Source organism: Pseudomonas sp. FP2300 (genome assembly GCF_030687595.1).
GTDB lineage: Bacteria > Pseudomonadota > Gammaproteobacteria > Pseudomonadales > Pseudomonadaceae > Aquipseudomonas > Aquipseudomonas bijieensis.
On the sequence record NZ_CP117440.1, the window covers coordinates 2,628,766 to 2,653,991 of the forward strand.

The 25,226-nt window shown below is 58.1% G+C and carries 23 protein-coding genes and 1 pseudogene; 9 read left to right on the forward strand and 15 right to left on the reverse strand.

Translation table 11 applies throughout. The annotated features are described in order from the left end of the window. Positions 1–52 precede the first annotated feature (52 nt). The 3 genes from PSH86_RS11785 to PSH86_RS11795 form a co-directional block, all read right to left on the reverse strand. On the reverse strand, positions 53–1,204 hold the full coding sequence (locus PSH86_RS11785; RefSeq protein ID WP_305489907.1) for a CaiB/BaiF CoA-transferase family protein: 1,152 nt from the start codon (positions 1,202–1,204) through the stop codon (positions 53–55). An 84-nt stretch (positions 1,205–1,288) separates the two neighbouring features. Next, complete coding sequence (locus PSH86_RS11790; RefSeq protein WP_305489909.1) at positions 1,289–2,095, reverse strand: citryl-CoA lyase; 807 nt, start codon at positions 2,093–2,095, stop codon at positions 1,289–1,291. Between the two features lie 26 nt (positions 2,096–2,121). Then, positions 2,122–2,982, reverse strand: coding sequence for a dioxygenase (locus tag PSH86_RS11795; protein ID WP_305489911.1), 861 nt, complete (start codon positions 2,980–2,982; stop codon positions 2,122–2,124). A 106-nt stretch (positions 2,983–3,088) separates the two neighbouring features. On the opposite strand from PSH86_RS11795, the gene PSH86_RS11800 reads away from it, so the two are divergent. Continuing rightward, positions 3,089–4,003 (forward strand): LysR substrate-binding domain-containing protein, encoded by a 915-nt coding sequence (locus tag PSH86_RS11800; RefSeq protein ID WP_305489913.1) that lies wholly within the window; start codon positions 3,089–3,091, stop codon positions 4,001–4,003. A 224-nt stretch (positions 4,004–4,227) separates the two neighbouring features. On the opposite strand, the gene PSH86_RS11805 is transcribed toward PSH86_RS11800, so the two are convergent. The 4 genes from PSH86_RS11805 to PSH86_RS11820 form a co-directional block, all read right to left on the reverse strand. Next, complete coding sequence (locus PSH86_RS11805; protein ID WP_305489915.1) at positions 4,228–4,734, reverse strand: Gfo/Idh/MocA family oxidoreductase; 507 nt, start codon at positions 4,732–4,734, stop codon at positions 4,228–4,230. Positions 4,735–5,711: 977 nt separating this feature from the next. Continuing rightward, complete coding sequence (locus tag PSH86_RS11810) at positions 5,712–6,122, reverse strand: response regulator (protein WP_305489917.1); 411 nt, start codon at positions 6,120–6,122, stop codon at positions 5,712–5,714. Positions 6,123–6,657: 535 nt separating this feature from the next. Continuing rightward, entirely contained in the window at positions 6,658–7,014 is a 357-nt protein-coding gene (locus PSH86_RS11815; RefSeq protein WP_305489919.1) for a type II toxin-antitoxin system RelE/ParE family toxin, read from the reverse strand. A gap of 2 nt (positions 7,015–7,016) precedes the next feature. Then, positions 7,017–7,307, reverse strand: coding sequence for a type II toxin-antitoxin system ParD family antitoxin (locus PSH86_RS11820; protein WP_305489921.1), 291 nt, complete (start codon positions 7,305–7,307; stop codon positions 7,017–7,019). A 281-nt stretch (positions 7,308–7,588) separates the two neighbouring features. On the opposite strand from PSH86_RS11820, the pseudogene PSH86_RS11825 reads away from it, so the two are divergent. The 3 genes and pseudogenes from PSH86_RS11825 to PSH86_RS11835 form a co-directional block, all read left to right on the forward strand. Next, positions 7,589–8,482 (forward strand): annotated as a pseudogene (locus PSH86_RS11825) (hypothetical protein); the annotation flags it as partial. Further along, entirely contained in the window at positions 8,479–9,204 is a 726-nt protein-coding gene (locus tag PSH86_RS11830; RefSeq protein WP_305489923.1) for a ferritin-like domain-containing protein, read from the forward strand. The pseudogene PSH86_RS11825 and the gene PSH86_RS11830, both read left to right, overlap by 4 nt. 70 nt (positions 9,205–9,274) lie before the next feature. Then, positions 9,275–9,514 (forward strand): hypothetical protein, encoded by a 240-nt coding sequence (locus PSH86_RS11835; RefSeq protein WP_305489925.1) that lies wholly within the window; start codon positions 9,275–9,277, stop codon positions 9,512–9,514. Between the two features lie 629 nt (positions 9,515–10,143). On the opposite strand, the gene PSH86_RS11840 is transcribed toward PSH86_RS11835, so the two are convergent. From PSH86_RS11840 to PSH86_RS11875, 8 genes are all read right to left on the reverse strand, one after another. After that, a complete protein-coding gene (locus PSH86_RS11840; protein ID WP_305489926.1) occupies positions 10,144–11,739 on the reverse strand; it encodes a gamma-glutamyltransferase family protein in 1,596 nt (531 codons plus the stop codon). Between the two features lie 24 nt (positions 11,740–11,763). After that, the gene (locus PSH86_RS11845; RefSeq protein WP_076384070.1) at positions 11,764–12,636 is read right to left on the reverse strand and encodes an ABC transporter permease; all 873 of its coding nucleotides are present in this window, start codon (positions 12,634–12,636) and stop codon (positions 11,764–11,766) included. Next, positions 12,633–13,580, reverse strand: coding sequence for an ABC transporter permease (locus PSH86_RS11850; protein ID WP_305489929.1), 948 nt, complete (start codon positions 13,578–13,580; stop codon positions 12,633–12,635). Before PSH86_RS11850 ends, PSH86_RS11845 begins: the two co-directional genes overlap by 4 nt. Before the next feature lie 34 nt (positions 13,581–13,614). After that, positions 13,615–15,117: an ABC transporter substrate-binding protein gene (locus PSH86_RS11855; protein ID WP_305489930.1), complete on the reverse strand. Its 1,503-nt coding sequence runs from the start codon at positions 15,115–15,117 to the stop codon at positions 13,615–13,617. After that, the gene (locus PSH86_RS11860; RefSeq protein ID WP_163854286.1) at positions 15,114–16,232 is read right to left on the reverse strand and encodes an ABC transporter ATP-binding protein; all 1,119 of its coding nucleotides are present in this window, start codon (positions 16,230–16,232) and stop codon (positions 15,114–15,116) included. Before PSH86_RS11860 ends, PSH86_RS11855 begins: the two co-directional genes overlap by 4 nt. Then, a complete protein-coding gene (locus PSH86_RS11865; protein WP_305489932.1) occupies positions 16,229–17,233 on the reverse strand; it encodes an ABC transporter ATP-binding protein in 1,005 nt (334 codons plus the stop codon). The genes PSH86_RS11860 and PSH86_RS11865 overlap by 4 nt, the downstream gene beginning before the upstream one ends. Beyond that, entirely contained in the window at positions 17,230–17,967 is a 738-nt protein-coding gene (locus PSH86_RS11870; protein WP_116832018.1) for a FadR/GntR family transcriptional regulator, read from the reverse strand. Before PSH86_RS11870 ends, PSH86_RS11865 begins: the two co-directional genes overlap by 4 nt. Before the next feature lie 510 nt (positions 17,968–18,477). Beyond that, positions 18,478–19,527 carry a LacI family DNA-binding transcriptional regulator gene (locus PSH86_RS11875; protein WP_176688166.1) on the reverse strand — a complete coding sequence of 350 codons (1,050 nt, stop codon included), beginning with the start codon at positions 19,525–19,527 and terminating at the stop codon, positions 18,478–18,480. A 162-nt stretch (positions 19,528–19,689) separates the two neighbouring features. Between PSH86_RS11875 and PSH86_RS11880 the strand changes: the two genes are divergently transcribed. The 5 genes from PSH86_RS11880 to PSH86_RS11900 all read left to right on the forward strand — a co-directional run bounded on the left by PSH86_RS11880 (position 19,690) and on the right by PSH86_RS11900 (position 25,185). Continuing rightward, positions 19,690–20,778, forward strand: a complete 1,089-nt coding sequence (locus tag PSH86_RS11880) for a fatty acid desaturase family protein (protein WP_116832020.1) — start codon at positions 19,690–19,692, stop codon at positions 20,776–20,778. Between the two features lie 36 nt (positions 20,779–20,814). Further along, positions 20,815–21,135 (forward strand): MocE family 2Fe-2S type ferredoxin, encoded by a 321-nt coding sequence (locus tag PSH86_RS11885; protein ID WP_109755288.1) that lies wholly within the window; start codon positions 20,815–20,817, stop codon positions 21,133–21,135. Positions 21,136–21,144: 9 nt separating this feature from the next. Further along, a complete protein-coding gene (locus PSH86_RS11890; protein ID WP_305489935.1) occupies positions 21,145–22,386 on the forward strand; it encodes an NAD(P)/FAD-dependent oxidoreductase in 1,242 nt (413 codons plus the stop codon). Between the two features lies 1 nt (position 22,387). Continuing rightward, positions 22,388–23,224, forward strand: a complete 837-nt coding sequence (locus PSH86_RS11895; protein WP_053178882.1) for a sugar phosphate isomerase/epimerase — start codon at positions 22,388–22,390, stop codon at positions 23,222–23,224. 161 nt (positions 23,225–23,385) lie between these two features. After that, a complete protein-coding gene (locus PSH86_RS11900) occupies positions 23,386–25,185 on the forward strand; it encodes a RopAA-2 (protein ID WP_305489939.1) in 1,800 nt (599 codons plus the stop codon). Positions 25,186–25,226 lie beyond the last annotated feature (41 nt).

Consider the following 25,226-nt stretch of genomic DNA (forward strand, 5'->3'; position numbering starts at 1 on the left):
CGATCACACCGTAAACATCAAGCTGGATGCTCGCCGTTTACCGGCACATTTTTCATGCCTTTTTGAGATCGGCTGCGCGATATTTATCGCGTATCTCCGCATCGTATTCGCCCAGAGTAGGCGGCGCGGTTACCTCAAGCGAGCGCTCTCCATCGAAGCTGACGGGAGATCGCACGGTGCGCCATTCCCCGCCAGTTGGATGAGGTGCACTAATCTCCAATTGCAGATGTTTAGCCTGAGGATCTTCCAAAGCTTCGCTGGTGTCATACATCGGTGCATGCGGCACGTCTTCCAACTCAAGGCGATTACACCATTCGGAGCGATCAAACTTCTTGAATGCAGAACCGAGGAGATCGATCAGTAACTCTTGATTCTTGATGCGCATCTCGCGATTGCAGTAGAGAGGATCTTGGAACAAGTCCGGACGCCCGATGGCATTCGCCAAGCCTTGCCAAAACTTCTCAGGAGAAGACATGTGCAGTGCGATCCATTTGTCGTCGCCGCATTTCAGAACGTAGGACTGGGAGACGCTAGGGCGGCTGTACGGCCCCATGACTTCATCTGCCGAGAAGTAGTGCGTAAAAGCGTCCAGGTTGAAGTGACACATTGACTCCAGCATCGAGACCTCTACGGTACGACCGACGCCGGTAGTGTTGCGCTCATGCAGCGCGCCTAGAATTCCATAGGCTGCGTAAAAGCCAGTCAGCGAGTCTGCCATCGCAGGCCCGACAACACGAGGGTTCGCCGGGTTGATCAGCAGGTTCAGGAAACCGCTAGCTGCTTGGGCGACGGTGTCATATGCCGGGCGCTTGGACGCTGGGCCATCCTGGCCAAACCCACTGATTGCGCAGTAAATCAATCGAGGATTGATCTCACGCAGTCGCTTTTCCCCTGCACTCAAACGTTCTGCAGCGCCTGGTCGGAAGTTTTGGATGTAGACGTCGGCCTCGCGAATCATCTGGTCAAAGATCTCAAGATCCTCTTCCAGTTTGGTATTGAGCGTTACGCTGCGCTTGTTGCGGTTGTAAGTCTGGAAGTGGGGGCTATAGAGACCGCCCTGAAATGCGCGGAAAGGGTCGCCACTGCCGGGTTGTTCAACCTTGATAACTTCCGCGCCCAAGTCGGCTAGCAGCATGCCAGCGTTGGGGCCGGTGATGAATGTACCCTGCTCAATAACACGAATGCCTGAGAGTACCTTGGCCATTTTTTATCTCCTGATGCTCACCGGAGGAGAGCGATAAAACGTAAATAATGTGGTTCAGTTCGCGACGCACACGTGGCTTACCGATCAATCGTGAGGTATGAACCCGGCAGGAACCTCGCCTGTGTATTCAAATTCACGGGTGGCTTGATAGGAGAGAGCAAAACCAATGGGTGACGTTTGTTCTTCATACAGGTGGGCAACCAAACCTGCACTGCGAGCCAGGATAGGTACGCCCCGCAGTGCTTGGAGTGGGAAACCTGCTCCCAGAAGTACCGAAGGGATGGCTGCCGAGACATTCAATTTCAGCTCACGGCCATAGATTCCCGGGATTACGCTTTCAATAGCTTCAGCGATTTTCACGAAGGTAAGATCTGATCCAGATTGCTCAGCGGTGCTGAACAACGCCTCAACTCGGGGGTCACGTGCTTTGTGCAATGGATGGCCGTAGCCTGGTAGAGGGCGTTTTGCGGCACGGTATTCAGATACCACCGCGTGAGCGGCTTCAATCAATTCTGCACCGTTATCGATGCGCTGTTTGACCTCGTCCAGCAACACACCTGCATCAGCCGAAGCACCCAAAATCACTGAGCCGCAGCCCAACAAACCGGCAGCTACTGCTCCTTGCATAGCCTCAGGAGAGGCTGCATAGGTCATGCGTGCTGCCTGAACGCTGGGTACTAATCCATGTTCAGTAATCGCGACGAGTGTGGCGTCCAGAACAGCCAAAGTGGAAGCGCTTGGCTTCTTACCGGTGAGCAATGTGAAGAAGTACTCGCTGAAAGAGAATTTGCCAATGACGTCGTTGCAGAGATCCAGTCCACGTACAACAATTGTGTCTTCGTTCGAAGTGCAAATGGCGCTGCGAGGAATGGTTTCTTTGCCGATTTTCATATGTGTTTTCCTGAAAAAATGATGGCTTAAGCAGCGGTCAGACGGAAATCAAATGGCACGCTGTAGTACGTAGAATTCAAGTGCTTGCCATCGGGAGTGATCCCCGCTGCGTGTTCTATGTAATTGACGATCAAACTGGGCTTCACACCAAACACACAGTCAGATTCCAAGTACGGCCCATTGGCAACGAAGAGCTGGGTGTTGACTGGGTAGAAACCGTCAGCACTGATCTTGAAATGGACATGCCCGGGGCGATTCGGGTGCCGCTCGAGCTTGCCTTGCATCAGCCCAGCTGGCCCGTCTTGTGGAATTGGGTAGTAGCTCGGTTTGATCGACCAAAACGAATAGCGACCTTGCGCATCGGTGCGAAATTTCCCACGAGCAAGCATTTCAGTCTGCTCAGGCAGTTGCATGTCGTAGTTGCCATCACCGTCACCCGACCAGACGTCTAGAAGAGCATTCGCAACTGCGCAACCATTTGCATCTAGAACTTTGCCGTAGTAATAGGCTTTCTCACCGCTCACACCTGTTGAGATATCGGCCCCTAGGGGCAACTCAGGGGCACCCTTCCAGTAAAAAGGGCCTTCCACAGTCTCCTCCAGGCAGTCGTCACCACGGTGTTGATTAATACCAACGGTGAGGGTCGACACTCCCAGTAGATCAGAAAGCAAAATGAATTCTTGACGCTTATCGGTGCAAATGGCCCCAGTGGCAGTCAAGAATTTTACGGAGCTTATCCACTCTTCGGGTGACAGCTTCAGCTCGGCAACACAGGCATGTAGATGCCGCACTACGCTCGTCATGATTTCTTTGAAACGGGCATCTTCACAGTGACTGAAACTGTCGAGAACCTCTTGAAGGTGGGCGGCAGTATTAAATTCGGCCATGGGGATCTCCCTCTTGTTATTGGCTAGTCACGGTTTCGATCGTGTGAATCCAGATTAGGGGCTACCAACCACATATAAAAATGATAAATTTATATGGAAACAATCGATGACATCACTGATTGAGGCGCTCATGGAACTCCGACATTTGCGGTATTTTTCTGCCTTGGCAGATACGCTGAATTTCACCCGCGCAGCGGATAGATGCCACGTCACTCAGTCGACGCTTTCGCATCAGATCAAGCAGTTAGAGGAGGAGCTGGGCGTACAGCTGTTTGATCGTATCGGCAAACGCGTTGTCATCACCGAGGCGGGAGACAACCTTCTGGCCCAAATCGCGCCGGCGCTGCGTCAAATTGACGTTGCAGTTAACTCCCTCAGCACCCCTGCAGGATCGATGGAGGGGAATATCCGAATCGGGGCAACCTACAGTTTCAACACTCGATTGGTACCCCAATGCATCGCTAGCTTTATTGCGCCCAATCCAGGGATCAGAGTCATAGCGGAAGAGCTCTCCCAAGCAAAGATTGTGGAACGTCTAGAGTCAGGGGACTTGGATTTGGGGATCGCTTACAGGCCCCAAGGTACACACGATTTATGGTTTGAGCCGCTGTACAATGAGGAAATGGTGCTGGTGGTACGCAGTGATCATCCACTCGCCAAACGCAAGCGAGTGCGCATGGTTGAGTTGCAGAATGTGCGTATGGCATTGCTCCCAAAAACATTTAGCACGCGGCAACAATTGGACGAATGTTTCCGGGCCTGTGGGGCGCAGCCCTTGGTAGTCGCTGAGATGAATACCATCATGCCAATGATTGAGTTGATCAGGCAGACGGAGCTGGCAGGCATTGTGGGTGAGACGGCTGTTGAGGTCGTTGAGGGGCTGAGTATTGTCGCCTTGGAAAACCCTACTCCTATTCGAACCCCGGGTCTCCTATGGAAACGTGGGGGAACTGAGGACTTTGCTATCAAGCAATTTGCGGCTGTGGTGCGACGCGCGACCGAAGCACGTGCGGACGGATAGCGCGACGGGGATGATCCTCGTCCTGATTGCTGTGCGTATTGCTTGGGTAAGCGATAGACCCTTTGCGCCGGTTCCCTATGCCGATATTTACAGACTCAGGATCAAGGCCGTCGTGTCTTTGACAATATATCGACCTGGAGACCGGAAAAATATGCAGCCCCAATCAGCTCAATTTGAAAAAGACAACGGCCCTATCGCAGTTGTTAGCAGCTCAGATGTCGTATTCAGCTCAGCGGCTCAAATGATTCAGGCGTCGGCGTAAGCGTCAAAAGCGTACCGCCTTGCCGAGCAGAAGCGTAGGCTGCGTCCATGACCTGCATGATTGCCTCGGCGTCTCGTAATGATGCAATGGGCTTGGCCCCGTTACGGCACTCAGCAAGCACTTGCTTGACGAAAAGTGGGTAATAGACGTCAGTGTCCAGTTGCAGTCGGCGGCTTCTAGTGCCAGCGGCAAGGTTCTGTCGATCCCTTATTTCGATGCGGTCAGGACCGGATTTGGCGTACATGTGAACGGACGAAAGGGTGAAGGAAAACTCGCGCTGCTCATCAACGGTACTGGGGAAACTGTATCCCGTTTCCACAACACCGATCACGCCATCTTCAGTCTGCAGGGTCAATAACGAATAGTCTTCGACGGCACCCCGATGCGTCAGTGAATTCATGACGGCAGAGACTCGCGAGACCTCCTTGCCGGTCAATAGCCTGAAGAGATCGATGAAATGCGTGGCCACGTTGATCGTCGATCCACCTCCAGAAAAGGCGGGATCGATGGCCCAGTCGTCATGCTACTTACACTCATGGGGAGGTCTCGGCATGGTGAAAATTGATCGTCGCTTTTCCTGTTATATAGTATCCGCGAGGGACCCACTTGAGGTCAAAACAATGGCTGGGTCATGAAGGTTTTTTGAGACGGGCCAAACCTTGCTTGATGCGACCGGCGTTCTCGCCGATTGCGTAGGCGCTCCGACGTTGTCGCCGACTTCCGTAAGTCCCTGAGCTTCCACGCTGAAGCGTCAACTCATTAGAGCTGCCTCAAGGAGAGCTGGTTTTGGAACATCCTGTCCAAAATATTGGCAGTGGGTATTCGGCCACAACGCAAGTCTCGGCTGGGCTAAGAAAGTTCAGCCCAGCGAGTAGGGCGTGATTACGATTTTGTAGGCAGGCGCTGAGGCTTACAGTATGGCAGGAATTAATCCAGAATAATTTCAGTGACCCACGCGATCGCCGGAAGCGTATCCCAGTGACATGTTTGGTTATAAGGGTGAGTGGCACGGCGTCGATATTGGCGTGGTGCGGACGTTTCTCGAAAAGCGGCGGTATTGAACATCTCGTTCGCCTGGTGTGAAGCAATGCAGACCCTGCGCTATCGATTGGGCCTCATCCAACGGCGTCGCCATGCCGACGACTTCGTGCCCCAATTCGGTAACCATGTCTTCAATAAGCACTGCTACAAGAGCTTCGTCTTCGACGATGTAGGCCCTTGTCCATATCACGAGCCAGAGGCGCACGGATGTTGCACCGCATACCGTCCGGTTGAAATGGAAGCGTGGCTTCGCCTTCCAGCTCTGATGCCAAGTATCGCCGGATCAGTCTGGTACCGAACCCAGGCGGGTTAAGTAGCTGATGGAGTCGATCGCCTTAGCAATACTTCTCCGTGGCGCACTGGGTGTACGTAATCGAGCCGTAAATAATGAATATGAAAAAGGTGCTACCGTTCTGTCGCGGGGTAATCAGGGTGAAGTAGACCGGTTATAGAGCTGATTAGGTCTTTCATAGACCAAGGTTTTTGCAGATAAACCGTAGGAGAAGGAACGGTTTCACGCATCAACTCATAGCCGGACATGAGTATCGTTTTTGTTGAAGGCCATTTATCTCTGACCATTCGTATAAACTCCATTCCATTTATTTGGCCTGGTACCCCGTAGTCAACAATCACAAGGGTACAAGGCCGTCCTGATTGCAGCAAATAAACCAACGCTTCATCGGCGGTTTCAAATGCTACTGTCTTCGCACCTATTTCTTCTACAATTTGCTGTGTAAGCGCACGCAGAGTCGAATCGTCTTCTACGACCAGAATTTCCCCTTCGATTTGTTGTAGGGTTTCCTGATTAGCGGTCATAGCTGGCCTTACGCGGACGAATGGTAGGTACGAGAGTGTACGCTCAATTCGTCTACCATGCCTCGGCTCGCTTACCCCACCAGCTGCATCGTCGCTAGGAATCGGCATGCGCACAGGAGGCTCCGGCGTTCACTTTTAGGCGGGCGTGGGGCTCGGTCAAATGAGACGGGACTTCAATAATCATTCGCTGGACTGCAGGTGAATTTGTCTCTGCGTTATTCGCAGCGGGTAGAGGGGCACGGTCGAGAATCTGGAATTGGATCTTGCCTTCGATTGCAGGAGGCCTGGGTTTGCGTGGTCGCAGCTTTTCCCGCTTTGCCCAGTAGCCCCGACCGGGGAGAGGGATGCCTGCTTTGCGGCGAGTCTTGGCGACGGCGACGTCGGACACACCGATGTCCTGAGCCAATTTGACCATCGGCGTTTCCCATACCTTCTCGAACAGTTCCGCAATGGTGAAACATCACTTATGTATACATGCAGTCCGCCATTTCCAATCTATCGCGAGTTTAGGTCAACCTGTTCGGAGCCGATGTAATCAATCATTAGGCAAGTGCAACTGCATTTCCATGGCGTCATGAAGGAGTCGGACGACCTCGATCACGTCGTCGTTTGCCACGCGATATAACACGACATGGCGCGGGCTTTTGACCGTTCCATGGGCGTATTTAGCCTGCTGGCGTGAGTAGATGAGGTGATAGCTGCGAAGGCCCGATGCAAGCTCATCGCGGTCGTGGCTGCCGATGCGATAGGGCGTATCGGCGATAGCTTGTAATGCGGAGAGGATCAGCGCCTGGTAGCGTTGGCGTGCTTGATCGCCGAACTGCGTCTGGGAGAGCCTGAGGATGTCGACAATGTCGGCGCGCGCCGCGTTGGAAATCCGATACTGCGGCATGCTCAGTGTTTCTCGCTCGCGGGGAGGGTTGCCTCCAGACTCAAGCCCTCGAGGTAGAACTCCAGATCCCCTTCGTTCAACCGCGTAAAGCGCCCGCGTTCAAGGTCCATGATGCCGATCGAGGTCGCCTGACGCAGGGCCTCAATTTTGGCGGTGTCTTCGGCGACGCGCTGCTCCAATAGACGCAAACCTTCTCGCATCACTTCGCTGGCATTCTGATAACGGCCGGACTGCACCAGGTCCTGGATAACCTGTTCCTGGTGAGGGGTAAGCACAACATTTCGCGTCGCCATTATTAGCTCCAACTCTGGGTAAACAGACTTTTTAGATCATTGGCATATTATGCCATTTTTCCCGGGGGCACATAGCTTGAGAGCTGTATCTGACGAACTGTGTCGTACGGGGTCATCCTTCGTGCCGAACAGCGCGTGAAGGCTTTGGACGCGATAGCGCCGCCCGAACCTCAGTGCGCAGCCTTGCAATCGGAAACAGGATTATTGTTGTTTAAACGCGACATCATGGAAGCCCGTATTCGCGACCCTTCTAGGTGTAAACCTTATTCAGGACGGGACAGCCTCTTGAAACTACCGTGGCCTACGAACAGGTCGCCATCGAAGTGACGGCCGCCGTCGCTCAGAACGAGCCCGATCCTTATCAGGCGCAGACCTATCGTTTTGGCCTGCTGGAAGATTTCGACCACCTCTACCGTTACTCGGCCATGCTTGATCGATTGGAAGGCAAAGACGCCAACAACATCCTGCAAGGCTACACGGACATCGTGCCCGGCCGTCCTACCAGCGAGCACCACCGTGCCCCCGGCGATGACCTGCGCGACAACTACAAGAAGGAGAACGCCGCGCTGATCACCAAGATCCATGCGGCGCTGATCACCGGCGCGGAATACCAGACCCACGATTACTACATGAACATCGGCCCATTGTTCGCCGACCCGGTGGCGCGCGCGTTGTATGCCGAGATCGCCTCGGTGGAAGAGCAGCATGTCACCCAATATGGCTCATTGCAGGACCCCAGCGAAACCTTCATGGAGAAGTGGCTGGTGCATGAGGCCATGGAGGTCTACACCTACGCCAGCTGCGCCGAGCAGGAAGAAAACCCACGGATCAAGGCGATGTGGGAACGCTTCGTCGACTACGAACTGGGGCACTTGAACCTGGCCTGCGAACTGTTCAAGAAGTACGAGCGACGCGACCCCGCCGAAGTGCTCAGCGGTCAGTTGCCGCGCATGATCGAGTTCAAGAGCCAGCGTGATTTTGTCCGTGAGACGCTGTCCCGCGAAGTGGACCTGCGCGCCCACGGCATCGACTACGTGCCCAAGGAACGTGAAGGCCACGCCTCCCTCGATTACCGCGCCCAGCTCAACAGCGAAGGCGTGCCTGCCAACATCGTCTCCGCCGGCTACACCTTCAAGCCCGGCACCGAACTCAACCCAGTGGGAGAACAGCAATGAGCGAACGTCAAGTGACCATCGGCATGAATCGTACCGGCGCCCAGATGTCTCCCGAAGACACTACTCGCCAACTGGAAGCCACCCGCCTGTTTCCGGCGGATGTGCCGGGCGACATGAGCGACTACACCGCAGAGCGCGAGCGCGCCATTCGTGAGGCCGACCTGATCGGCTCGGTACCGGCACCGGGTTCGGTCAAAGGCATGGTCAAGACCGCACTGGACAAAACCATCGGCAAGGCGCCGGAAGTGCTGCTGGACAAGCTCGGCGAACGCCTGGCCTTCGAACGCACCGGCGTGCGGTTGTATGAAGCGATGGTCGCCAAGGCGACGTCCGCCCCCGGCGCCGATCCGGCGTTGGTCGAGACCTTGCGGCAGATCCAGGCCGAGGAACTCGAGCACATGAACATCGTGCGCGAAGCCATCGAAACCCTCGGCGGCGACCCGACGGCCATGACGCCTTGCGCGGACGTGGCGGGCGTTAAGGCGATGGGCGTGCTGCAGGTATTGACCGACCCACGCACGACCGTGTCCCAATCCATGAGCGCGATCCTGACCATCGAACTGGAAGACAACGCGGCTTGGGAGTTGCTGATCGAACTGGCGAAGAAGGGTGGTCATCCGCTGATCGCCAAGCGCTTCGGCCATGCCCTGGAACAGGAGGAAACGCACCTGGCCACGGTGCGCAACTTCATCAGGCAAGATCTGCTCGCGCAAGTAAGCTGAGCTTGCTTCCACCTAGCTCCACCCCGTCTGGGGTGGACCGCCGGTTCGAACTTTAAAAGGACAACAGCCCATGAGTGATACCGACCTTGAGATGGAATTGAAAGCCTGGCGGCTTTTGCTCGAGGACGATGCGTATCGCCTGGACTTTCCCGAGGATTATCGCAACACGCTGATTCGGCGCGCCGATGAGTTGGTGTTGCAACAATTTATCAGCCTGGAGGATTGGCAACTGCTCAAGGATGCGGCCGACCAGGCTTATCAACTGGCGGTGGAAATGCTGGCGCGCAATCAGCGCGATTGTCTCACCTAGCCTCGTTGTGCCTGCTTGGGAAGGGAGGGACGGGGGAGCGCAAGGAATGCGTAGGGTCGTCTATCCTCGTACAACGTATGAAAAAGTGAGCGGCTAAGGCTCGGTGTGAGGGGGCGTCGTGGGCGCCAATCAGACGCAAATGTAACTGCTGATATGCATGGCATTCGCGGCGCGGACGATGCACTCGTGACCTCCGAGCTGGCCGGATTTCGCCGATGGGTTCTGGATCATTTGACAGGATGATTGTCCAGAGCCAAGGCACCCGTCCTATTGGCTATGGGTCTCATGAGTTGGCGCAGCCCGGCATCACTCCTCTTGGCCTTGATACTCCCCAAAAACAAGTCCAGAATTGAGTCTTTTCCTGCTCCGGCAAGAAAAGAAACCCCTTAGATTTCAATGGGTCGGACACCAGATACGAGTCTCGTTTCCCGCTCCAAGATTCAGAAAAAAGCCACTCAGATGAGTGGCTTTTTTTGTGCCTGTGAAATACAGACCCAATGCAAGCTCGCCACAGTTCTGAGTCCTGGGCGGCAAAGCATGTTGGCAATAGCTTGCGGTGGGATGAGAATTAGCGGTTTTCAGAGAATAATCCTACGCGCAACTCAGTTGCGCCTAGGATCTTCGTACTTTCAGTACGCGGCCACCAGACCATCCTTCCGGGGATCAGTGCCACCCACATAACCATGAGTGGTGCGCTGGATAATCTGCGCGCCGCCAAAGGCGAATACGCCGTTAGGTTCTTCGATAACTATGTCGTGGCCTTTGGCACGCAAGGCTTCGACCACCTGTGGGTCGAATGCACGTTCCACTGCGACTTTCAGGCCAGATTCGAGCCTCCAGCGCGGTGCGTCTGCGGCGGCTTGCGGGTTCTGTTTGTAGCGCAGGATGCGCATCATCATCTGCAAGTGACCCTGTGCCTGCATCGGGCCGCCCATCAGGCCGAAGGACATCAACGGCGTGCCGTCGGCGTTCATCACAAAGCCGGGGATTATGGTGTGGAACGGACGTTTGCGCGGTGCGACGTAGTTGACGTGCTGCGGATCCAGGGAGAAGCCCGCGCCACGGTTTTGCAGGCTGATGCCGGTGCCAGGCACCACAACACCTGAGCCGAAGCCCATGTAATTGGACTGGATGAACGAGATCATCATGCCGCTTTCATCGGCCGCCGACAGGTAAACGGTGCCGCCCGGTTTAGGCGAACCATGCCCCGGATTGGCGGCCTTGTCGGTGACGAGACCGGCGCGCTCCATCAGGTAGGTTTTGTCCAGCAGATGCTCGGAAGGCACGCGCATGTGGTCGTTATCCGCCACGTGTTCGTCCAGGTCGGCAAGGGCCAGCTTCATGGCTTCCAACACTGGGTGCACGGTTTCCAGGCTGTCCACTGGATGCTCGCCGACGCCCAATGCTTCGAGCATAGTCAGGCCGGACAGGGTAGCGATGCCCTGGCCATTAGGTGGCAATTCATGAACGACGGCGCCGGCGTAGGGCACCGACAGGGTGTCGATCCAGTCCACAGTGTGGGTCGCCAGATCGTCGAGGCTCATGACGCTGCCATTGGCGTTGGCATGGGCGATGATGGCTTGGGCCAGTTCGCCGCGATAGAACGCTTCGCCTTTGGTTTGGGCGATCAGCTCCAGGGTGTGGGCGTGATCCTTGAGCCGGATTTTGTCCCCGGCCTGTGGTGCTTGGCCGTCGGGCAGGAAGCACTCGGCAAAACCCGGCTGATCCTTGAGCCGTTCAGCGCCGAGCTTCCACAGCTGGGCTATGATCGGGGTGACTTGGTAGCCATCCCGAGCATAGCCGATGGCCGGTTCAGCCAGGCTGGCGAAAGGCAGTTTTCCGTAACGCTCGGACAGCTCGACCCAGGCCGAAACCGCCCCCGGCACAGTCACCGCTGGCCAGCCGCGCTGGGGCATTTTGCTCTGCCCGGCGAAAAACTCAGGGGTCCAGGCTTGCGGTGCGCGACCGGAAGCATTCAGGCCCTGCAACTTGCTGCCGTCCCAGACGATAGCGAAAGCGTCGCTGCCGATCCCGCAACCGGTGGGCTCGACCACGGTCAGGACCATGGCGGCTGCGATGGCCGCGTCGACGGCGTTGCCGCCCTTGCGCAGCATGTCCAGCCCGGCCTGGGCGGCCAATGGCTGGGAGCAGGCGACCATGTTACTGCCCATCACTGGCGAGCGTGCCGAAGCGTAGGGTTGGCTGTAATCCAGATCATCAAACATTAGCGTTTCTCTTTGGCAGAAAAGTTAGCCCTTGGGGTCCAGCGCATCACGCAAACCATCCCCCAGCAGGTTGAAACACAGGACCGTAATGTAGATCGCCACGCCAGGCGCAATCGACATCCAGGGTGCCTGCTCCATAAAGTTTTTCGCGGTGTTGAGCATCGATCCCCATGAAGGCGAGGGCGGTTGCTGGCCCAGACCGAGGAACGACAGACTGGCTTCAGCCAGAATCGCCGAGGCGATGGTCAAGGTGGCTTGCACAACCAATGGCGACATCACGTTGGGCAGCACGTAGCGCAGGATGATCCAGCGATCCGGCAAGCCAATGGCACGAGCACCTTCCAGGTAATCTTCGTGTTTGATGGCCAGCACCTGACCACGGGTCAGTCGGGCAAAGATCGGCATGGCTGACAGGCCGATGGCGATCATTGCGTTGGTCAGGCTCGGGCCGAGGAAGGCGCCCAGCGCAATCGCCAATACCAGAAACGGGCAGGACAACAGCGCGTCCATGACACGGGAAATCATCGCTTCGAGTTTGCCGCCGAAATAACCGCCCAACAGGCCCAAAGGCACGCCGATGGCCATGGCGATGACCACCGAAACACCACCGGCCAGCAACGAACTGCGTGCGCCCCAGAGCAGGCGGGAAAACAGATCGCGACCCAGTTCGTCAGTGCCCATCCAGTAGATCAGCGATGGTGCCTTGCGGACCGCGAGAAAGTTGGCTTTCAGCGGATCATGGGGCGCAATCCAGGGCGCCAGCAAGGCCGCCAGGATAAACAGCAGCAACACCGCCGCGCCGAGTACCGCGCCTTTGTTGGCGAGGAATTTCTTCACGAACGGCGAGCGGCTGCGGGGTGCGATCACGCTATGAGGGAGGCTGGAAATAGCGGTCATGAAGCAGTCCTCAGACGTGGATTAATCATCCGGTACAGCACGTCGGCGAGCAGGTTCAGCAGCAGGAAGCCAATTGCGATGCACAGCACCACGCCCTGCACCACGGCGTAATCACGGTTGAACACGGCGTCGACAATCATCTTGCCGAAGCCAGGGATGCTGAAGACTTGCTCGGTCAGCACTGCGCCGCCGAGCAGTTCACCAAACAGCAGGGTGGTCAGGGTCACAATAGGCATCAATGCATTGCGCAGGGCATGCTTGAGGATCACCGTGCGCGGGCGCAGGCCCTTGGCCCGGGCGGTGCGCACGTAGTCGGTGCGCAACACTTCAAGCATGGCGCCGCGGGTATGGCGCATGAGAATCCCCGACAACCCTGCGCCGAGCACGAAGGCCGGCAGGATCAAGGTCTTCAGGTTTTGCCCGAAGTCCTCGCCCACGGGCACGAAACCCGAGGCCGGCAGCCATTGCAGTTTCACGGCGAAGACCATGATCAGCAGGATCCCCAGCCAGAAGTGCGGAATCGAGATCCCCGACAGCGCGATGACATTGGCCCCGTAATCCACGACGGTGCCTTTGCGTACGGCCGAGATAATTCCAGTGGGGATGCCGATCAGCAGTGCGATCAACAAGGCCAGCACTGCCAGCTCCAGGGTCACCGGCAACTTGGACGCCAACAGCGTGGTCACCGGTTGTTCGGTGCGCAGCGAAGTGCCGAAGTCGCCGGTCAGCACATTGCCGACCCAGTTCAGGTACTGCACGGGGATCGGGTCGTTGAGTCGATACTTGTCGCGCAGGTATTCCATCACCGCCGGATCGCGCTCTTCACCGGCCATGGCCAGCACCGGGTCACCCGGCAACAGTTTCTGCAGGGTGAAGACGAAGAGCGAAACCAGGATCAGTGTCGGGATCGCACTGAGCAGGCGTCGCAGGATAAACATCAGCATGCCGGACCCTCGTTTTTGCGGTGATCATTCACAGTCATGGCTTGAACGCGACGCTGTTCAGACGAATCAGGCCATCCGGGCTCGGCACGAAACCAGTCACGTTGTTACGCATGGCCATGATTCGCGGATCGAAATACAGATACGCGGTCGGCACTTCGTCAGCCAGCAAACGCAGGGCTTCGTTGTACAGGGCCTGGCGCTGGGCAACATCGTTGACAGTGCGGGCCTTGTCCAACAGCTCGTCGAGTTTGGCGTTGCAGTATTTGCCGTCGTTCTGGCCGCCCTTGCAGGTCACGAACTGGTGAATGTCGCCATCCGGATCAGGACGGCCCGACCAGGCGCTCATGCCGATCTGGAAGTTGCCGCTTTGCTGTTCGCTAAGCATGGTGGCGTATTCAGTGGCAATCAGATTGACCTTGAAACCCGCTTCTTCAGCCATGGCCTGAATGATCTGCCCGACCTGTTGTGCGATAGGGTTGTTGGCGACTTTCAGGTCCACTGCCAGTGGCAGCTTCACGCCTGCTTCGGCCAGCAAGGCCTTGCTCTTTTCCACATCGCGGGTCGGGATCGGCAGATCCTTGTCGTAGTACGGGCTGTTTTTCGGAAACGGCTGGGCGCTTGGCGCATACAAGCCTTCGAACACCACCTGGTTGATCGCATCGCGGTCGATGGACAGCTCGAATGCCTTGCGCACGCGCTTGTCTTTGCCCATCGGCGAGTTGGCCTTTTCGCCGTTGTTAATGTTGAACATCAACTGCATGTAGCCAAGCCCAGGCGTGTTATAGACCGCCAGCTTGCTGTCCGCCTTGGCGGCTTTCACGTCGGTGGGGGCAACCCGTTCGATGATGTCCAGATCGCCGGAACGCAGGTTGGCCAGACGCACCGAGGTGTCCGGAATCGGCAGGAAAATCACCTTGTCGAAGTGATAAGCCTGCTTGTTCCAGTAATTGTCGAAGCGCTCCAGCACAATGCGATCCTGCTGCACGCGCTGGACGAATTTGTAAGGGCCGGAGCACACCGGTTTGGAGGCGAACTCACCCTGGGCGGCCTTCGGCGCAAGCATCATTCCGGCGCGGTCCGAGAGTTGGGAGACCAGGGTGGCGTCCGCTTGCTTGAGTTTGATGGCAACGGTTTTGGCGTCGATCACTTCAACACTGTCCACCGAGGCCAGCTCGCTCTTGCGCAGGGAGTCGGGCAGGGTGCGAGCGCGGTCCAGGTTGAACTTCACCGAGGCAGCATCGAACGCTTCGCCGTCGTGATAAGTCACGCCTTCGCGCAGAGTCATGGTCAGGGTCTTGCCGTCTTCGCTCCAGTTCCAGGCAGTGGCCAGTTGTGGGGCGTAGGTCAGGTCCGGGTTCACATCCACCAGCTTGTCGCACAGTGCGGTATAGACCAGACGGCCCGAATAGGTACGCGAACGATGCGGGTCGAGCCCATCAGGATCGTCCTGAATGCCGATGCGCAGGGTGGATTCGGCAAAGGCGGCGTTGGCGGCCAGCAATAACAAGGTTCCTGTCATGACGCGTGCAATTTTCATGGCTGGCTCTCCACTGCAAGGGATTGATGGTTCTTGAACAGATTCAGGCGCTGGGTGTAGGCAGCGCTGGGTGTCGGCAAAATCAGGGTGCCTGCACCGGCATTGGCGATTTCACGCCAGAAGTGGCACGCCACCTGACGCTCGGCCTCGACGGTTTCCATCACCGGCACCACTTCTTTGCACAGCGCCCGGGCGTGCGGGCAGCGGGTATGGAAGCGGCAACCCGATGGCGGGCGACTCGGGCTCGGCATGTCGCCGCCCAGCAATGGGCGCGGCCGGCGCAGGTCCGGGTGGCTGACCGGCACGGCGGCCATAAGCGCCTGGGTGTAAGGGTGCAGAGGGTTTTCAAACAGGCCGTTGACCGGCGCCAGTTCGACGATTTCCCCCAAATACATCACGGCTACCCGGTCGCTCATGTGGCGGATCACGGCCAGGCCGTGGGCGACAATCACCAGGGTCAGACCGAATTGATGCTTGAGGTCTTCCAGCAGGTTGACCACTTGCGCCTGTACCGAAACGTCCAGCGCGGACACGGGTTCGTCACCCAGAATCAAACGCGGGTCAGACGCCAGGGCTCTCGCAATGCCGATGCGCTGACGCTGGCCACCGGAGAACTCGTGAGGGTGGCGGCCGCCGTGCTCGGGCGCCAGGCCCACGGTGCGCAGCAACTCGGCGACTTTGGCCTGGCGGTCGCTGCGGCTGGCATCGCTGTGCAGCCAGATAGGTTCACCGACGATGGATTCCACAGTCATGCGCGGATTGAGCGAGGCAAACGGATCCTGAAAGATGATCTGCAAATCACGCCGCACCTGGCGCAGCTTTTCCGGGGTCAGATTGGCCAGGTTGCGGCCTTCATAAATGATGTCGCCCGCCGTAGGTTTGAGTAGGTTGAGCAGTAGACGGCCGAGGGTTGATTTACCCGAGCCGGACTCGCCCACCAGCGCCAGGGTTTCCCCTTTGCGCACCGACAGATTGACCTGATTGACCGCTTGCACCGGCGGCTTCTTGCGCTGGAACAAGCCGCTTTCCACCCCGAAGTGTTTGCTCAGGTCGATGCCGTCGAGAATGATTTCAGGGCTTGCACGCTTAACTATTTGGCGTTCAGAAAGGCTCACGCGCTGACTCCCATATGCTGTTCCAGTGGCGCACGAATGCACGCGGCGAAATGTCCGGGGGAAAGCTCAAGCAGCGGCGGGCGCGTCTCGCGACATGCCTGAATCGCAAAAGGGCAGCGCCCGGCGAATCGGCAACCGGTAGGCATTTGCGCAGGCGTCGGGACGCGACCATTGATGGTTGCCAGGCGACCTTCACGCGGGCCAATCGATGGCATCGAACCCATCAGGCCGATGGTGTACGGGTGCTGCGGGTCATCGAACAGGGTGTTTACCGGGCCGCTTTCCACCACTCGTCCGGCGTACATCACCATCACGTCGTCAGCGACTTCGGCGACCACGCCCAGATCATGGGTGATCAGGATCATGGCCGTGCCGGTTTCAGCCTGCAGATTGGCGATCAGCGACAGGATCTGCGCCTGAATGGTCACGTCCAGAGCGGTGGTGGGTTCGTCGGCAATGATCAGCGCCGGATCGTTGGCCAGGGCCATGGCAATCATTGCCCGCTGCCGCATGCCGCCGGACAGTTCATGGGGGTAGGCGTCCAGGCGTTGCGCGGCGTCAGGCACGCGGACCTTTTCGAGCATTTGCAGGGCGCGCTGACGGGCGTCCCTGGCCGACAGACCCTGATGGCGGATCACGCTTTCGGCGATCTGCTCGCCAATGGTGAAGACCGGGTTCAAGGAGGTCATGGGCTCTTGGAAAATCATCGCCATGCGGTTGCCGCGCACATCCAGCAAGCGCTCGTCGGGCATGCCCAGCAAGGCTTCATCGAGCAGGGCGGACGTACGGGCGGCGATCTTGGCGGTGTCGGGTAGCAAGCCCATCAGTGCCATGGACGTAACGCTTTTACCACATCCGGACTCTCCGACGATGGCCAGGGTCTTGCCGCGCTGGACCGAGAACGAGACGCCGTCCACGACATTGGCGGGTGCGCCTGCAAAGCACACGGTCAAGTTGCTGACACTCAATACCGTGTCGGTGGCCTGAGTTGTGGTGCTCATGAACTTGCCTCCAGATCTTGATTGATGACGTTGTCCAGCGCTTGTTGCAGCGCGCGCAAATGGCCACGCATGGCCGTGGCGGCCTTGATCGGATCACGGTTTTCGATAGCGTCGACAATGTCGTTGTGGTCGTGGCTGTAGGTGTCGAGGCGATCGGCGTTGCGAGCCCGCTGACGCAGGTCACGCCAGGCCGGGTCGAGCCGGATCGCATCGAGCATTTCAAAGATATCCAGCATCAGGCGGTTACCTGCGGCCTCGGCGATCCCGCGATGCAGGGCGCTGTCCCACAGCTCAATGCCCTCGGCATCGGCAGGCTCGGCGGCCTGTTGGTGTCTGGTGCGTTCGGCAAGGCGGCGCAAAATTGCTATCTGGTCGCCGTTGGCTCGAACCGCCGCCAGGGACGCCAGTGCCGGTTCCAGATGCAGGCGCGCTTCCATAACCTCGCTGAAGTTGGTCCGCCCGGACAACCGCGCAAAGCTCATGGCCGCACTCGGTGGCGTAGGGCCGACGAAGGTTCCTTTGCCCTGGCGCCGCCAGATCTGCCCTTCGGCTTCCAGCACCGCTAGCGCCCGCCGGATGGCCCGGCGACTGAGGCCAAAATCGGCGGCCAGATCCCGCTCGGTCGGCAATGCCCGGTGCGGGAAGGCAGCATGTTGCGCAACCATCTGCCGCAAAGCATCCAGCGCTAGTTTCGAAGTGTTGTCGATGGGTGTGTCAGGGTCGAACCTTTGCATCGTGGTACTCGCGCCAGAATATAAAAAACGGCTCCGAGCTGACTGTGGGCAGGAGATCGAGGCAAAAGGGTGAGTGCAAGCGCGATGCCAATTGAAATTGGTTCGCCTCGGGATTAGCGCTATGTACTTAGCTATTACTCAGGAGCAGCGGCGGCGGGGGCCGATAAGCAAGGGTTCGTCGAGTTGGTTCAGGGGATTAAAGAGGATTGGTTCGTGGATGATTGAACCAATTTCCGCAGCTTATGCAGATTGTGCATCGATTCGTGCGTAGTGCGCCGGGGTGGTGCTTGGTATTGATCTGGGAAATTTTGTGTTCGGGCATAACATGCTGAAGAGGTGCACGTATGCCAACCAAACCCGTAAATACGACCTGCACTATCGGGACCTTGAAGGCGATATCGAGGCTGAGGTCGTGATCATCGGGGGTGGTTTTCCTGTATCAACACGTTGCTGGACCTGCCTGAGCACAATGAGCGTGCCTGCAACCATTAAGGTTGTGCCGCCAGCCCATCAGCTTTGGGAATTCTCCGATGTCACAATCTGCAGCGGAACATGCACCCGGTGACGCACAGGATCGAACTGCTCCGCAGTCTGCAATTCCACCAGTAGATCCACTAGCGCCGTTGCAGTCTGGCGCGGCTGAGAGTCGATCACCACGTCGACCAAGCCCTGGGCCAGGGCTTGGCGTGACAGCTCGGTGGACTCCTGCAAAATGCAGCACAACGTCGGGCGCTTGGGCAGTTGCGCCAACGCGTTGATGATCCCGTCGCCACCGCCACCTACCACGCATAGCCCGCGCAAATCGTCATGCCGAGCCAGCAGGTCGAGGGTTGCTTCTTCGGTGATGTCGCAGTTGTCCAGATTGATCAGCGGCTCCAGCGGGCGCAGCCCAGGTGCGTGTTCGGCCAAGTAACTGTGCAAGCCTTCGACCCGCGCCTGGTGGCCAAGAAAGCGATGACCTCCGAGCAGAATGCCGATGCTGCCTTTGCGCGCGCCACAGGTGCGGGCCAGCAGCCAGCCCATCGTGCGCCCGACTACCTGATTGTCCTGGCCGACATAGGGCTCGGCCGCCGCCTCATGAATGCCCGACAGCAGTGCCACCACGGGCACGCCGGCCTCGCGAATCTGGGCAAGGGCGGCGTTGATCTGCGGGTGGGCGAAGCTGACCACCGCCAGGCCGTCGCACTGCACCGCCAACTGTTCGATCTGGGCAATGATGGCGCTGGGGGTGCGATCAAAAACGTATTCGAATTGGCAGGTCAGGTTGGCCCCGGCCTGGCGCTGCGCGGCCTCGGTGATGGCTTGGGCCAGGTTGGCGTAGAACGCCTGGGCGGTGCCCAGCAGCAGGATGCCGAAACGGTACGTGGGGCGGCGTTCGAGAATGCGCTGGCCGATCAGCCGCGCAGCAAAATAGCCCACGGCTTCGGCGGCCTGAAGCACCTGTTCGGCAGTGGCTGGATTAACCGGGGCGCGAGCGTTGAGCACGCGGTCGACGGTGGCGACACTTAAACCTGCGTGTTCGGCGACCGTGGCGATGGTGGGGCGTTTATTGTTATTCATGATGAGCCTTCAAAGCGTCTTGATAGAAAACTATCAAGCCCTGCAGGAACTGGATGATAGCTTGATAGGGAATGTATTCAAGACCTTGAGGGTACCTTCCACGCTCTCTATATTTTTTTACGCAAAGCACCTGACATCTCACGCTTGCGGAGAACAATAACAATGCCTCAAGACAACTTAGCCTCTCCCCGGGACTATCGCCTGACCGGCCCTGAAGCTGCCCGCGCGGCCGAAAAAGGTCTTGTATCGGCCAGTTGGTACCAGTCGCCCATTTCCCGTCAACGCATGAAGCAACTGATGCAACGCCGCGACGGCCCGGCCTTGCTCGACACCGCCATCTGGCTGCTGACCCTGGTGATCACCGGATTCGGCGGCTACTGGTTCTGGGGCACTTGGGCTTGTGTGCCGTTTTTCCTTGCGTATGGGGTTTTGTACGCCACCGCCTCCAACCCGCGCTGGCATGAAGCCGGTCACGGCACCGCCTTCAAGACCCGCTGGATGAATGATGCGCTCTACCAGGTGGCGAGCTTCATGTGCATGTTCGAGCCCCATGTGTGGCGCTGGAGCCATGCCCGGCACCATACCGACACCATCGTCGTCGGCCGCGATCCGGAAATCGTCGAACCGCGTCCACCGAGCTTGTTCATGATGCTGCTGAGCCTGTTCCAGATCCCGTTGCTGCTGAAGACGATGGGAGGCGTGTGCCGGCACGCGGTTGGCAAAATGGATGCCCAGGAACAGACGTTCATTCCTGAGTCCGAATGGTCCAAGGTGTTCCTGGCGGCCCGTATCTGGCTCGTGATTTACGCCGTTGTCTTTGGCGCGGCGCTTTACCTGCACAGCTGGTTGCCGCTGATGTATATCGGCCTGCCCATCCTGTATGGCGGCTGGTTGTCCTACCTGTTTGGCCTCACCCAACATGTGGGCCTGGCGGAAGACGTGCTGGACCACCGCAGCAACTGCCGCACCATCTATATGAACCGGGTACTGCGCTTTCTGTACATGAACATGAATTATCACCTTGAGCACCACATGTACCCGATGGTGCCGTACCACGCCCTGGCGCAACTCCATGAAGAGATCCGCCACGATTGCCCGCCGCCTTACGCCAACATAGGCGAGGCCTTCAGGGAAATCATTCCGACCCTCTTGAAGCAGCGTAAGGACCCGACGTATTTCGTGCGACGCCCCGTCGGTAGCTCAAGGCCTGCCACCGACGCTCATCCACAGGCTGAAGCCACGCTGGGCTGACACCTTCCGGCTGTATCCCGAACAAGAGAAAACGCCATGAACGATCAATGGATCGATGTATGCGCCGTGGGCGAAATCAATGAAGAAGACGTCATTCGTTTCGACCACGGTCCGCATACCTATGCCATCTACCGCTCTGCTGACAACGAGTTTTTCGCCACTGCTGGCCTGTGTACTCACGAGTCGATCCACCTGGCTGACGGCCTGGTGATGGACCACGTCATCGAGTGCCCCAAGCACAACGGGCGCTTTGACTATCGCAACGGCAAAGCCTTGGGGGCGCCAGTGTGCGTCAATCTCAAGACCTATCCGGTACGGGTCGACGCGGGACGGGTTCTGCTCGCCATTTCGGCTTGACCGCCAGGAGTGCACGCCATGAATGCTCCACTGATTATCGTCGGCGCCGGCCATGCCGGTGGCCGCGCGGCACTGACCTTGCGCGAGCAGGGTTATACCGGTCGGTTGATCCTGATCGGCGATGAACTCCATCGGCCGTACGAGCGTCCTCCGCTGTCCAAGGGCTTGCTGCAGGGCACGATGGACCTGGACGATTGCAGCCTGTGGGGGGAGAGCCGGCTCACTGAACTGAACATCGAACACCTGGCGGGCAACCCGGTAAAAAGTCTGGATCCGCAGCACCACCGCCTGCAATTGAGCGACGGACGTTGGCTGTTCTACAGCCGATTACTGCTGGCGACCGGAGGGAGAGCGCGTCGCTTGTCCCAGGTGCCTGAATCTCTGGCCAACGTGCTTTACCTGCGCACCCATGACGAAGCCCTGGCCCTGCGCAGCGCATTGAGGCCCGGCACGCGCCTGGTGATTGTCGGCGGTGGCTTTATCGGCCTCGAAGTCGCGGCAACGGCTCGAACCCTGGGCTGTCAGGTGACGTTGCTGGAGGCCGGGCCACGACTGGCCGGGCGAGTCTTGCCTGAAGCCATATCCCAGGCCTTGTTGGAGTTGCATCGGCAACAGGGCGTGGACGTGCGGCTGAACGTAGCGCTCGAATTTGTACAAGGCATTGAACGCGCTGAGGCGGTGCAATTGGTGGACGGCCAGGTGCTGCCCTGTGACTGGGTGGTGGTCGGTATCGGCATGCAACCCAACATCGAATTGGCCGCGGCGGCGGGGCTTGAGGTGGACCAGGGAATTCGAGTCGATGCCCAGTTGCGCACCAGCGCGCCAGACATCTTTGCCGCCGGCGATGTGTGCGAGTTTCGCCTGCACGCCGACGCGTTATTCCAACGCCAGGAAACCTGGCGCAATGCCGAGACCCAGGGCCGTCACGCGGCATTGAATCTGTTGGGCGGCGAGTTGCCGTTCGAGGGAGTTCCCGGCTTCTGGTCTGATCAGTACGACTGGGGCTTGCAGACGGTGGGCGTGATCTCACCGACGCCACCTTCGGCCATTCGCACCCTGGCGGACGGTGGTCTGCTGCTGTTCTACCTGGACACCGAGCAACGTTTGCAAGGCGCCTGCGGTTGGGGGCAGGGCAACAGCGTTGCCAAGGACATCAAGTTGTGTGAACGGCTGATTGCCAACTTGACCCCACTCTCTGTGGACGCATTGGCCGACGCCGATGTGTCGCTCAAACATCTGCTAAGGCCCTGACATGCGTGAATTCCTGGTATTTCAGTCCCTGTGGGCCATGCAAGATCACCGTGGTCAATGTGATCTTTCCCTTGAGGCGCAGGTGGAGAAGATTGCCGCCGCTGGCTTCGATGGGATCACCGACCACTTCTGGATTGCGCCACAGGCCGAACGTCTGCATGCCGCTGCCAAGGCGCAAGGCCTGCAAATCGAAGGTCAACTGTTTCCCCGCACCGTGAGTGACTTGGCGCAAGCGCTTGAGGTTGCCTCCCGCTACGGCTGCCACCACCTCACGCTGCAAGCCGACGTCCGGCCGCGCACGCTGGCTCAGGCGATCACTCTGATCGAGGGCTGGCAGCGTCTGGCCGAGCAGGTGGACTTTCCGATCCTGCTGGAAACCCACCGCTATCGTCTCACCAGTGACCTGTTGTTCACCCTCGACTTGCTCGCGCAGATGCCCGACCTCAAATTGTTGGCTGACTTGTCCCATTACGTTGTGGGCCGCGAACTGCCTGAGTCGGCCACTGCCGAAGACGACGAACAGATTCACACCATCTTGCGACACAGTTGGGGTTTTCACGGGCGGGTCGCTAATAGTGAACAGGTCCAGGTGCCCTTGACCTTCGCCCAGCATCGCCCTTGGTTGGACCGGTTTCTGGGCTGGTGGCGTTACGGAATCAAGGATTGGCTGGCGCGACCGAACACACCCGCGAGCCTGTCCTTCACCTGCGAGCTTGGCCCGCCACCCTATGCGATCACGGGGAGTGATGGGCGCGATATAACGGATCGCTGGGGCGAGGCGCTGATGCTGAAGGAACTGATGCGTGGTGTTTGGGATGAGTGTCAGGCGGGGCGCTGATCTAAGGCATGATGGGTTGACGGTCTGTATCAGTGGATAAAACGGCTGAGGTCCAGATTGGAAGACCGCAAGATCCTGTTCCTCGTTTGGGGCAGCCAAGTCAGGGGGCCGACAGATTTCAAAAGTCTTGCAGGTCATTTTGGTACGCACGGCGAGTGCGCGTGTTATCCAGTAGCCGCTTAGTGTTCATTTTATCAAATCCTTTGGAACGCTTTTTCCGGCACGGCCACTCAGGTGCAAGGATGTCGCCGCTCATAGCGGGGTCATTTGCATTCTTCTATCTGCCGATCACTAAGAGTGATAACGCCATGGATACGCCTAATGTACGTGCAAGCCGCGAGCTGACTCGTGTACCTGATGAGATACAGCAGGAAGCAACGCAACAGGCCTCTCACTCGCCTGACCTCGGCGCTATCGGGTTAGCGATGAGCGTGCGGCTTCAAAACCATTTCGAGGCTCACCTTGAAACAGAGGCTGGCTCCGATCAACCCGCTGCCTCTGCTTCAAGCGCCCGCAACGCGGAGCTGAACGCCATTCGCGATGACCGTGCTCAACGGTTAGAGGCGGGGGGCTATAACGTCCATGACATGGAGAAGGCGGAAAAAAACGCAGCCAGAGCCGACAGACTGTTTGCGTCGATAAAGTCAGGAATGGGCGGGACGCCCTTTGCGGCGCTTACCGAGGCCGGTAATTTCGAGCCGTCCATCCTTCAGGTCGCGGGCAAGCATGGCAATACAGTGCGCGAAGCGGCGATAGAGAACGCCATGTCATGCTTGTATGCCGGTATGGCGGATGCTGCCGGTAACAAGATGATTGCAGGCTTTAAGCCTGGTTATTACCTCAAACCCGAGAGCGATACGCTGCACCCGGCGCTTCAAGCATCAGTGGCGGAAAAGCTGCTGGCGTTGGACAAGGGGCCATTGCGTAATGCCTTCGACGAAGCCAATAAGTGGCTCACCGGGTTTGCCGTGCGTAATACGGCAATGTACGCATCAACGCTTGCCATGACGGCTGCTGGCAAAGAGAACCTGGATGCAATCCTGCAACCCGCTTTACGACCGGTCACGGCTATCATCGTGGGTATAGCAATTGAGCATTACAATGTAAGCCGCGATCGCACTAACCATTTAGCTGACCCTGCAATGCTCTATGGTCGTCGGGATGCTGTACCGCAAGGGCAGCCTCATAAGCCTATTGATCAAGATATCGAATGGCTGGATGACTTCGAGACTTTGAAGGATCTCGATGCCACTGCCCTGGTTAAGATGGTTTCCGCGCGGCTTGGTGAAGGCGCGGCTACGGCTCTGAATGCGGTCATCAGCGGCGACGCCTTGAAAGAGATACTGGACCCGGTCAGTGTTGTAGGAAATGGCCTCCTGATTGGCGGTTTTTCTGCAATGGGCGCGGCTACAACCGCCACAGCTAACTTGGCCAAGTCTAAGGAGCTGGGAAAAATGGCAGCTACCGCCGCCTCGGAGGGTGTAAAAAACGTATTGGGTACCCTGGCTTTCGGGCTATGGGCAGCTGGCGCCTCGCTAGGTGGGTCAGTGCCGAAAAAAGCCATCGCTGCTGTCGATGCCCATGTACCAAAAGCAGTCGAAGGGGGCGCAGATGCCGCTGGCAGGGTGGCGGTCAAGGGCGGTGAGCTTGCACTCAAGACATCGCTCACCGGTGCCAGATTTGTCAAAGAGACAGCTGTTTCAGCGACCCATCACACAAAAAGTGCAGCTCAAGCGGCAGGGGATGGAGTCATTAGTGTTGCCGGTGCCATTGGCAGCACCTCCCAATCGGCCTGGGACAAAAGCATTGGAGCCCTGAGGCAACGCGCCGCGGCCACCTCTCAAAGCCAAACCGCTCATGGTCAGAGCATGCCCATGCAGCCGCTCGCGGTTACGCAGGGTCAAGCATCGTCCTCAGCGCCCGCGCGTCCGCCTGCTCAGGATGATGGCGATATCGTGTAGCAGCCTTGAGGTGTCCATGACCAAAAGTTGGAAGCCCGGAT